We start from the raw sequence: 11900 nt of genomic DNA, 5'->3' as shown, positions 1-11900 counted from the left end.
TATAAACAAAGTATGAAAAAAACAGATGTTGCTGTAATTGGCCTATCCTGTGTCTTTCCCGGGGCACAGGATGCCAACACTTTTTGGCAGAATATTGTCAATAAAGTTGATTCTACCGAGCTCGCTCCGGCGGATCGGATAGATCCGGTTCATTTCAGTGATACCACAAGTCCCGTTGACCGTTTTTACTGTCAGCGCGGAGGATTTATCCCTGATTATACTTTCGATCCTACCGCCTTTGGCATTCTGCCATTGGCTGTGGAAGGAACGGAACCTGACCATTTGCTTACCCTTGATCTGGTACAGAAAGCACTGGAAGATGCAGGCGTATTTCAGAAAAATATTTCCCTTGAAAAAACAGGCATCATCATTGGTAAAGGAAACTATACAGGTCCGGGCGCTACCCGCGCTATTGAAATCGTAAGAACCGGAGAACAGATTTCTTCGTTACTGCAGGAACTGCTGCCTAATGTTTCCTCTTCTGATATTGAAAAGGTAAAACATGCATTTCAGGAACGCAAGGGACGTTTTGCCGCAGATACCGCGATGGGATTAATTCCTAATCTTGTAGCGTCTCTTGTAGCGAACCGCTTCAATTTAGGAGGTGCTGCATTTACCGTAGACGCTGCCTGTGCCTCTGCCTTAATTGCCGTAGACCATGCTGTACAGGAATTGCAGAGAGGCCGTTCCGATATCATGATTGCAGGAGGTGTCCACACGGGACAGAACGCTGCTTTCTGGAGTATTTTTGCCCAGCTGGGAGCCATGTCCCGCCAACAGCAGATCAAACCGTTCAGTAGTGATGCTGACGGCTTACTGATTGGTGAAGGTTGTGGTTTCGTCGTGCTAAAAAGACTGGAAGATGCCGTTAGGGATCAGGATAAGATCTATGCAGTGATCAAAGGTGTAGGAGTCAGCAGCGACGGTACCGGAACCAGCGTGATGAGCCCTTCTGTAAAAGGTCAGCTGAAAGCTTTGGAACAGGCATGGATCAATGCTGATTTAGATAAAAATAAAGTGGGATATCTTGAGGCTCACGGCACAGGAACACCCCTTGGAGATAAAACAGAACTTCAGACCTTAGCCCAGTTCTTCGGAAAAGAAGAAACTGCTCAGGCTGCAGGTATCGGATCTGTAAAGTCCAATATCGGGCACGCTATGCCGGCCGCCGGAATTGCAGGATTAATTAAGACCTGTTTAGCATTACATCACGATACCTTGCCTCCAACCTTATATTGTGAAAACCCAACTGCCGAGATGCAGAACACCAGATTTGAACCGGTACAGGAAGCTAAAAACTGGTCAAAAACCGGACTTCCTAAAGTGGCTGCAGTGAATGCTTTCGGATTTGGAGGAATCAATGCCCATGTTGTTTTGGAAGGGTATGATATGCCCAAAAAAGATCAGGTATTGATATTGGCCAGACCTACGCATGAAGAACTGCTTTCGGCCTTACAAAATAATGAAACCACCATTGGTGAAGGGGATTTCAGGATTGCGATATTCGATCCGACACCTGCCAGAGTAGAAAAAGCCATTAAAATTGTTTCCAAAAATATCACCTGGAAAAACAAACAGGATATCTGGTACACCTCTGCTCCTTTATTAAAAGATGGCGGTAAAGTAGCCTTTGTATTTCCTGGCTTAGATGGACTGGCAAAAGGTGAGGTAGAAACGGTAAGCCGTTATTTCGGACTGAAAGCACCTATTGAAACGGAAGGCGAAGGCCTTCTAACTGATGCTTTAAACATCTTCAACAACTGCAGTATTCTCGATAATTCACTGAAAAAACTGGGAATTATTCCGGATATGAACGCCGGACACAGTTTAGGAGAATGGCTGGCAGGATATTCGTCTGAACTGGCAGAAGCCAATTCTGTAAAAGCCTTAATTGACGTACTGAATCCTGAAACTTTTGAATTAAAAGATTCCAGATTCATTGCCATAGGAGCCGGAGTTGAGGTAGTACAGCCTTTTATTTCAGAAATTTCAGACTTATATATTTCCAATGACAACTGCCCTAATCAGGTGATTCTCTGCGGAAGTAATACGGCATTGGATGAATTGGTACCTTTGTTAAAAGCAAAGCAGGTATTTCATCAGATTCTGCCTTTCCAATCAGGATTCCACTCTCCTTTTATCGCCGATAAGCTGGATGTAATCCTTGCAGGAATGGAAAAAGCACAGTTTCAGCAAACAAAAATTCCATTGTGGTCTGCCACAACATTAGAACCTTATCCTGCAGATCAGGTAGCGATCAGAAAACTGAGTGCCGAGCATTTGGTTGAACCTGTCCGCTTTCGTGAACTGACCGATAAATTATACGAAGAAGGCGCAAGAGTGTTTATTCAGGTGGGTACCGGAGGTCTTATTGGATTTATTGATGATACCTTGAAAGGGAAATCCTTCAGTACCATTCCTTCCAGCGTTCCTACCCGTTCTGCTCTGGCTCAGCTGCAGCGTGTAGTGGCTTCATTATTTGTAGAAGGTAAAACAGTTGCCCTTGATTTTCTGGAGATTCAGCATCAGTCAAAAAAATCATCAGGAAAAGGCATTAAGCTGGAATTAGGCTCCCCTATTATCCGTAATTTTAAAGAAGTGAAAGCGTTGGCTCTGTCTTTTGACACGCCAAAACAATATACCGCAAAAGCTTCAGCTATTGCCACCAAAAGTGGTCATCCACTGGTACAGGCATTCCAGGATAACGTAGCTGAGATGATCCGTATGCAGGAAGAAGTATTAACTTTATTCCAGAACCGTCCGGAAATCACAATCTCAAGACCAGCACCTGTAGCACACGCTGCCCAACCGGCGCCAAGGAGTACAACTTTCTCAAAAGACCTGCATGTAACTCTGGAAAGCCACCCTTACCTGATCGATCACAGTTTATTGAGACAGCCAAAAGGATGGGCTCATTTAGCGGATATGGAACCGGTCATTCCAATGACAATGATCTTTGAACAGTTGGCAGAAATCGCAGAAGCAGAAATTCCGGGAACACAGGTTCATAAAATCATGAACGTAAGTGTCTTCCAATGGATGAACGTTGCCCAACCTTTTGAAAAAACCGTAAAAGGAGAATGGCGCTCACCGAATCACGCTTATCTCGATATCGAAAACTTTGCCAATGCGGAAGTAGTCTTAAAATCTACTCCCGTTCCGAAACCGGCCTTCAATCTTTCCATCGGTAATCTTTTACCTATTGAAAGAACCCCTGAAGAGATCTATGACATGCACATGTTCCATGGAGATAAATATCAGGGAATTACTGAAGTTTCAGCCGTTGGAGACAAAGGAATCATTGGTAAGATAAAAGGAAACGGAGGTAAAGGCTCCTTGCTTGATAATGCAGGACAGCTGTTCGGGCTTTGGCTTCAGCTTACTTTGGTGAAAGACCGTATTGCATTCCCTGTGAAAATCAGAGATATTGAATTCTTCGGAGATATGCATGATCAGGAAGGTATTTTTGAATGCACCTGTATGCTGACCGAACTGAATGATGAATTTGCCATTGCAGATATCATTCTGACAAGAGACGGAAAAGTATGGTGCGCGATTACCGGATGGCAAAACAGAAGACTGGAAATCGATGCAGCATTATGGAATGTCTCTATGTCACCCCTGCACAACAGACTTTCGGAAGAGATTGCTCCTGAAATATTTTTCTTCCATCAGGCATATACCAGAGTGGCTTCATGGGATTTTATCCTGAAAAGATATTTCAACCAGACGGAAAAACAACATCACCAGCAACTGTTACCGAACAAGAAGAAAAACTGGATGGTAAGCCGCGTAGCGGTAAAAGATGCTGTAAGAAACCTTCTCCGCAAAGAAAAAAATCACGCCTGCTTCCCGATCACATTTGAAATCCGTTCCGATGAAGTGGGGAAACCTTACCTCATCAGTGATTTCACAGAGGATATCCATATTTCCTTAGCCCATAAAGGCAAAGAAGCTGTTGGGATCGCCAGATATGGAAAATCTGTAGGAATCGACATGGAACTGATAGAAGAACGCAGCTCCGGATTCTATGACATGGTATTTACTGACAACGAATTAACCTTATTAAAAGACAGAGACCAGGCAGAATGGACCACCCGTTTCTGGGTAGCCAAGGAAGCCTACGGAAAATTCCTGGGAACAGGACTCAAAGGAAATCCTAAAGCCTTCGAAGTCGAAATGATAAAAGACGATCACCTGTGGATCGATAACATTGAAATCAAAACTATTAAACATAAAAATTATATTATCGGATGGACACTGTAAACGCAACATTAAAAATGAACCACGAAGAACTTTTTACTTTATTAAAAGGTTTCATTACTGAAGTGATAGGTGCTGAATTTGTAGAAGAGATGGACATTACTCCTGAAAGTTCATTCACCAAAGATCTTGAAATGGACAGCATCGAGATTGTCTCTTTCTCAGAAAAGATCAAAGCGCATTTTGGCGATCAGATCGACTTTACAGGCTGGCTGTCTTCTATGGATCTTGACCAGCTGATCAATCTTGACCTTAGTATGATCATCAATTATATCTACGAATGCCAATAATAACTGTCAATAACAGACAAGTTCATATACAGGAACTCAACAAAGGAGCCGAACAAACCGTGGTACTCATCCACGGTATGTTCAGTAACCTGTCCATTTATTATTTCAATATTGCCCCGGTGCTGGCAAAACATTTCCATGTGGTGATGTACGATCTGAAAAGCCACGGTATGAGTGAGCGCTTTCCGGATGGGTATGACCTCGACAATATGTCTTCCGACCTGATAGGTTTAATAGATCATCTTCAACTGGAAAAAGTACACCTTGTAGGCTATAGCTTCGGAGGTCTTATTGCCTTAAAAACAGCTTTAGAGAATCCTGAACGTATCAGTCAATTGGTAGTGATGGAAGCTCCGGACCCTCAGGACGAAAAAGCCCGTAACATCATTGATGAATACAGCAAAGAATTTCTTGAGCACTATGTCGCCAATTTTACAGATACCACCAAGGTACAGATGGGCAAAAGACAGATGGAAAAGAACCACCGTATGTATGAATTTCTGTTTAATCAGACCAGCATTAAAGCAGATATGATTAAGGAAAAAAATTTCCTTGGCGAAGCCCGTTTCAATGAATTGACGGCTGCTACTCTGTTGCTTTATGGTGCTGATTCCAACTGCAGACCAACCGGTGAGTGGCTGCAATCTCAAATCAGCGGCTCTGAACTTGAATTAATCCCGGGTGATCACAACATTCCGATCCAGGAACCTCAGCTCATTGCTGAAACGATTGCTCAATTTTTATCTAAAATTTTAACACAAAACCATGGCTAAATTTGCATTTATAGTTCCACCACTGACAGGCCATGTCAATCCTACCTTAAGCATCGGTGCTACGTTGCTGGAAAGAGGACATGAAGTAGCCTGGATCAGCCTTGACCCTATGTTAGAGGCCAAACTTCCTGAAGGAGGAAAATTATTACTGATCCAATATGATCAGACCGATGAAGAAAAGAAAGAAAGCGAACAGTATCTAGATATTATTTCAAAAAAAGTAGTGTATGGTATAGACAGCGTTAAGTTCCTGTATGAAGATGTACTTATCCCACTGAACAGGCATTGCTATAAGGGAGTTATCGCTTTATTAAAAATAGAGCAGCCTGATTTAATTATCGGGGATCATCAGCTGTTTGCAGTTCCTGTTGCCGCGAAAATTCTTGGAATTCCTTATGCCACTTCTGTTACCGCTCCGGCTGCCATCAAAATCATGAATGAATTGCCAAAAGTACACGAATGGCAGGTCAATCAGATTATCGATTTACAAAAAGAACTTGGTTTTCATGAGGAACGTTCTCTGGCAACCTCAGATCTGCTGACACTGGTTCTGACTTCCAATTATTTCTTTGGCGAAATGGATGATCTGCCTTCTCAATATCAGTTTACAGGCCCGGTTCTTACCGAAAGACGTATCTCATGTGAATTTGACTGGGATAAATTAAAAAACAAAACCAACAAAAAGATCCTGGTAAGTATCGGTACTACCTTCGATCACGACCATAAAAAAGCCTTTTTCCAGAAGGTGATTGATGCCTTTAAAGATGAAGATTTAACCGTCGTAGTGGTTTCCGATCCACAGCTTTTCGGGCAATGGCCGGACAACTTTATGGTCTATCAGCAGATTCCTCAGCTGGATCTGCTTCCTCATCTTGACGGTGTGGTTTGCCATGGCGGTCATAATACGGTTTCTGAAACATTATCCAACGGTATTCCTCTGGTAGTGATTCCGATTGCGTATGACCAGTCTCATGTTGCAGGGCGTGTGGTGCGCACAGAAGCGGGTGAACGTCTTAATTTTAACCGATTTAAAGCCAATCACCTGAGAGAAGCCGTACAACAGATTTTAAATAACCCGGGCTACCGTGAAGCAGCTCAGAAAGTGGGACAGTCTTTTGCGGAGGCAGGAGGTGCAGCAACAGCAGCGAGCCTATTGGAACAGACTATTTCAAAGGCTTCAAAACCTGAAAAGCCCTCTAAATTTCTATTCGTTGTCCCACCGTTTTTCGGACATGTAAGTCCTACTTTAAGTGTAGGAGCCAGCCTGATTGCCCGTGGACACGAAGTAAAATGGTTTGGGATTACCCCCCTAGACCGTAAACATATTCCAGAAGGAGGCTCTTATTTCTATCCTGAAGAAGATCTTATTCCATACCAGGAGGAAATTGCCCGCATTTTAAAAAGACAGGATGACGGACCGGCATGTTCAGGACCTGAAGTAATGAAATTAGCACTTGAAGAAACGTATGTTCCTTTCGCCAAAATGATGATGCCGGGATTAACCCGTTTAACAGAAAGCTGGATGCCTGATGTTATTGTGAATGACTGTATCACTTTCGGAGGAGCTCTTTTTGCCCATAAAAACAATATCCCTTGTGTAACGACGACTCCTGTTCCGCCAGATGTCATGGGAGATACTGAAAAAAGCGCCCCTAAAATATGGGAATGGCAGCAAAACCTCATCAAAGACCTGCAGAAAGAAGTAGGCATTCATGAAGAAGGAATTTACATCCATTCTCACAAACTGAACATGGTGTTTACTTCACAGGCATTTGCCGGTTTTGAAACAGTCCCACCTCATATGAAATTCGTAGGTCCCGTGAAAGGCCGCCCGAATGACGCCCCATTTGACTGGGATAAATTAAACGCTTCCACAACTCCGAAGATATTCGTATCATTGGGAACACTCCTGGTTGACATCAGAAAAGCATTTTTTGAAAAGATCATTGCTGCATTTAAAGACCAGCCGGTTACGGTAATTGCTGCTACTCCACCGGAAATATTTGAAGAATGGCCGGATAATTTTATCGTGAACAGCTTCGTACCCCAGTCTGCAGTGATGCAGCAAATGGATATGGTCATCTGTCACGGTGGTTTTAATACGGTTAATGATACCTTCCGAAACGGATTACCTATGCTGATCACGCCCATTGCTTATGATCATTTTCATATTGCAAAATTAATTGAGCAGGCAGGCTGCGGAATCAGTATCCGATATAAAAGACTGCGTGTAGATGCTCTTCGTGAAACCGTTTTTGAATTACTGGAAAATCCTAAATACAGGGAAGCTGCCAGAGAAGTTCAGAATACATTCACTCTTGCCGGAGGAAATGATAAAGCGGTAGAACTGTTAGAAAATTTTGTACAGGAACATTCAGCATTAGCATCTGTATAGCCTGTAAAATTCTTACGATTTGCAGACTCCACATGATGATGAAAACGATTTGATTACATATGACCTAATTAAAAAAGACATCTACCTATGAAAAGAAGATTGTTATTTGGGGAACGTATGTTATTAGGTGACGGTACAGAACCTTTTAACGCGGTCATCCCGTTCAGGCTGAGAGGTACTTTTACCTTAAAGGAAATCCAGCAGGCGCTGGCACAGATTCAGAATAAACATCCATGGCTGAGAGCATTGATCAGCCATGATGAAAAAAATACACCATGGTTTAACGTTCCTGAAAAAACGGTTTCTATTCCTGTAAGAATCATCACCAGACAAGGTGAAGATCAGTGGCAGGAAGAATCCAGAAGAGAATGGAACACCACCTTTCATTATGAAAAATTGCCCCTGATACGGTTTGTCTGGATCAAGGGGGAAGACGTTTCCGACATGCTGTTTGCCTTCCACCACTGCCTGTGCGATGGTGGTTCTGCAATGGCTTTTCTCTACGAGTTTCTTAAGGTTCTGGACAATCCGGCCGCTGATATTGGAACTGAAAACCCGATATTGGGAATCCAGGATGTAGTTCCTGCCAACATTCTCAACAGCCGCAGACAGAAACTGAAAGCAAAATTTATCGGAAAGCTTGCTGCCACTGCAATCAAATGGATTCCGGTAGGTAAAAAAGCTGTGGAAAGGCAGAATGACTACCTGATCAACTGGAAACTGGATGAAACAGTAAGCAAAGAACTGATCGCGTATTGCAAATCCCAGGGAGTGACCGTGAATACATTTTTGAGTGCAGCAGTATTGCATGCATTTAAAAAAGTAAGAGGGGAAAAATCCTTCAATAAAGTTTCCTGTCCGGTAGATATCAGACGTTTTGCCACTCAGATCAAAGAAGATCATATCTTTGCTTTCGGACTGATGATCGTGGTGTCTGCTGATGAAAAGCTAAACTTCACAGACAATCTCCGTGTGATGCAGAAATCTGTGGAACAAAAGACCTCAAAGCTGAATCCTTATCTCACCATGATGGTGATGGAATCCGGACACAATGCGCTGAATAATTTCACAAAGCTGTTAAAAAACGGAAAGTCATCCAACGACTGTATGTTTTCCAACCTGGGACGTATTCAGATCCCGCATGAATATAAAGAATTTACGGTGGACACAATTTTCAGTCCATCAGTCATTGGTCCGTTAGGAAATACTACTACACTGGTAGTTTCCACCTATCGTGGAAAAATGGATTTTTCATTCATGGGAAGTGAAGGCTATCTGCCATATACTGATGCACTGGCCGTCCGCGATGAGGTCATGCAGACCATTCATTCACAACTAAAACAAGCCGTGCTATCATGATCAAGAGACCTTTAATGATGGTGGAAAGGATCATGTATGTAGATCCTGAAACTCCAGTCAACTGTATATTCACCGTAAAAATCGACGGGACGCTTCCTGAGCAAAACTTCAAAACAGCCCTCGAAAAAATCCAGCAGAAACACCCTATGCTCAGAACCGTTATTGATTACAAAAGTGAAAAATATCCTTTTTTCGTCGAAGAAAAGGATATCACTCCTATCCCGCTCCGCATTGTGGAAAGGAAAACAGATGAAGACTGGCTTCTGGAATCCCAAAAAGAATGGTACCGTTTATTTGAGGGGGAAAAGCAACCTCTGGCACGCCTGGTTTGGATTAAAGGACAGCATACCTCAGAGATCCTTTGGGTAATGCCTCACTGTATTTCTGACGGAACTACGGGAGTCACTCTGATGCAGGAGCTTCTTTCCCTGGTAGATGATCCTTCCGTGAAGCTTGAATCTTATGAAGCTTTTGAATCTGTTAATGATTTTCTGCCTTCTGATTTTAATGCAGGTATCAGGAAATACAAAGCCGGCCTTTATTTACTGTTTGCAAAAGTCTTCTTTATGATGCAGCGAAAGAGTAAAAAGAGAAATCTCGGAGAAAATTATGCCATTCACTGGAAAATGAGTCCGGAAATCACCGCCGAAACCGTTGCAAAATGTAAGGCCCACGGGATTTCTGTTCATGCACTTCTATGCTCTACTTTTATGCAGGCTTTTCAGGAGATCAAAAGGGAGCGGGCTAAGGGAAAGGTGATCAGTCCGGTGGATGTGCGTCATTTTATTCCGGAAATCAAACAGGATCATCTGTTTGCCTTTGCCCCTACTATTGAACTGACACTAAAAAAAGGAAGTAAAGATCTGCTGGACAATGCGAAAGAGATCAAAAAAGATATTGTTCAGAAAATAGGAAATATGGAAACCCGGGAACTCCTTTGGATGGGTGAAAGAATGCATCCTATTGTCGACAGAATGATCTCTATGCTGAAATCCACTGAAGGCGGTCACGATGTAACCTTCTCCAATATGGGGAAGATCAATATCTCCAATGATTACAAAAATTTTAGGATTGAAACCATCTTCAGCCCCACGGTAGCTTTCCCATGGTTAAATTCCAACACCTTGGTGACCACCACATACAATCAACAGATGGACTTTGCATTTATGTCCAATGAGCATTTTCTTCCGAAAGAAGAAGCGAAACAAATAAAAGATAAAGCCCTTGAGCTATTGACCACCTTTCTATGAAATTTAAAATAAAGCCTCCAAAGCCTAAACCAATAAAGAAAACCACTTTAAGACGCTTCCTCATAAGGCGTACGATTTATTATGTCCTTCCGAATGTATTTTTTAATTTCATCATTGCCTATGCCAGTTTTAAAGAATTAGGTTACACCCATTTCTTTTCGGGCACTCAAAATCTGGCCCGTCTTACTCTGCCTATGGCCATTTTCCTTCCGGTTGTCCTTACCATTGATATTATCAAAAGAGTGACAGATGCAGCTAACCAGGAGGCCATAGAATTTACGGTAGACGAGCAGCTCAATATTAAAAAACTGATGACCAGACTGAGTATTTTACACGGACTGATTACGGGTTCACTGGTATTATGCCTGCTCTTTTTAGGACAGTACAATTTGTCAAAAGATTACAGGCTGGATGCTACGGCAATGGCTGTGGTAGTAGGAACACTGGCAGGTATTTTGTCTGTAATTTTTGTATATCTTCCGGTGTGGAGGCTGAAAAGGTGGATGTGTAAACGAACGCAGACGATGGCTGTGGATTTACATCAATAGCCTATTTTAATATCAACTTTTATCTCTGACAGCATTACATGATATGGCCAAAGAATAGCTTCATTATTTTTGCAGCTCAAATTAATTTTTTTCTTTAAAACACAATATTTAGTAATTTTTTTATATTTATATAAATAATTACAAGAATTTTCTTGGGCAGAGTTATCAGTAATGTATGTACAGAATCACGGATCAGTTAAAAAATATAGGCTTCAGTATCAATCGTTTAGACTTCCTTATTAATAGAAATAATAACAAAAGAGAATTCAATACCCTGGAATATTTCTGCATTTACATCATTCTTGAAGACATTCTGTTGACGGTAGAAGATGTCCCGTATCCATTGAAAGGAGGAAATATTGCTTTTGTAGGGCCACAAAAGAAAATAGTTTTCGGGGAGACCAAAAGGTCTGATGTTTATTCAATTGCTTTTTCATCCAGTTTTTATGAACGGTCAACCAAAGACAGTCTTTTTATCAATTCACAGCTTTTTTACAATTATAATTCTGAAATATTTATCGCTCCGTTCATTAATATAGAACAGATGAGGATCATATTTCTGGAACGAATGGAAAGTTTCAGGAATAAGGATGAAAGCCTGTATATCTCTGCTGCCCATAACGCCATAGAAAGGCTGATGCTGGATGCTTTTTTACATATTCCCACCGAAGAAATCAGGAAAGATATCAAATTTGACTATATGTATTATGTCAACCGGTTCAAAATCCTGTTACAAAGAGATTACAAAAAAGCTAAAAAGGTTGCCTATTATGCCGGGGAACTCAATATCTCTTCAAGAAAACTGACCGAGATGACAGAATATGTATTGGGAAAAACAGCCAAACAGATCATTATCGAAAAACTAATCACAGAATGTAAAAAATCATTAAGTTTTTCAAATTCAACGATTTCTGAAATATCTTACGAACTTGGATTCAGCAACGAAGGAAACTTTACAAATTTCATAAAAAAACATACCGGAAAAAGTCCCTCAGAAATGAAATAATTTGTATATTTACATA

8 protein-coding genes are annotated in these 11900 nt (G+C 41.7%); all 8 read left to right on the top strand.

Annotated features, from left to right (window positions below):
- Positions 1-12 precede the first annotated feature (12 nt).
- The 8 genes from CRS_RS06955 to CRS_RS06920 all read left to right on the top strand — a co-directional run bounded on the left by CRS_RS06955 (position 13) and on the right by CRS_RS06920 (position 11884).
- A complete protein-coding gene (locus CRS_RS06955) occupies positions 13-4266 on the top strand; it encodes a type I polyketide synthase (protein ID WP_142723341.1) in 4254 nt (1417 codons plus the stop codon).
- Positions 4254-4553, top strand: a complete 300-nt coding sequence (locus CRS_RS06950) for an acyl carrier protein (protein WP_002977699.1) — start codon at positions 4254-4256, stop codon at positions 4551-4553. Before CRS_RS06955 ends, CRS_RS06950 begins: the two co-directional genes overlap by 13 nt.
- Positions 4544-5326: an alpha/beta fold hydrolase gene (locus CRS_RS06945; RefSeq protein ID WP_142723340.1), complete on the top strand. Its 783-nt coding sequence runs from the start codon at positions 4544-4546 to the stop codon at positions 5324-5326. Before CRS_RS06950 ends, CRS_RS06945 begins: the two co-directional genes overlap by 10 nt.
- Entirely contained in the window at positions 5319-7721 is a 2403-nt protein-coding gene (locus CRS_RS06940) for a glycosyltransferase (protein WP_142723339.1), read from the top strand. Before CRS_RS06945 ends, CRS_RS06940 begins: the two co-directional genes overlap by 8 nt.
- Positions 7722-7808: 87 nt before the next feature.
- Entirely contained in the window at positions 7809-9080 is a 1272-nt protein-coding gene (locus tag CRS_RS06935; RefSeq protein ID WP_142723338.1) for a condensation domain-containing protein, read from the top strand.
- Positions 9077-10330: a condensation domain-containing protein gene (locus CRS_RS06930; RefSeq protein ID WP_142723337.1), complete on the top strand. Its 1254-nt coding sequence runs from the start codon at positions 9077-9079 to the stop codon at positions 10328-10330. Before CRS_RS06935 ends, CRS_RS06930 begins: the two co-directional genes overlap by 4 nt.
- Complete coding sequence (locus CRS_RS06925) at positions 10327-10878, top strand: hypothetical protein (RefSeq protein WP_142723336.1); 552 nt, start codon at positions 10327-10329, stop codon at positions 10876-10878. Before CRS_RS06930 ends, CRS_RS06925 begins: the two co-directional genes overlap by 4 nt.
- 175 nt (positions 10879-11053) lie before the next feature.
- Complete coding sequence (locus CRS_RS06920; RefSeq protein ID WP_142723335.1) at positions 11054-11884, top strand: AraC family transcriptional regulator; 831 nt, start codon at positions 11054-11056, stop codon at positions 11882-11884.
- Positions 11885-11900: the final 16 nt, after the last annotated feature.

Source organism: Chryseobacterium sp. ON_d1, assembly GCF_006829085.1.
Taxonomy (GTDB): Bacteria; Bacteroidota; Bacteroidia; order Flavobacteriales; family Weeksellaceae; genus Chryseobacterium.
Note: the sequence above shows the minus strand (reverse complement) of the source record. Positions and strands in the feature narration are given on the sequence as shown.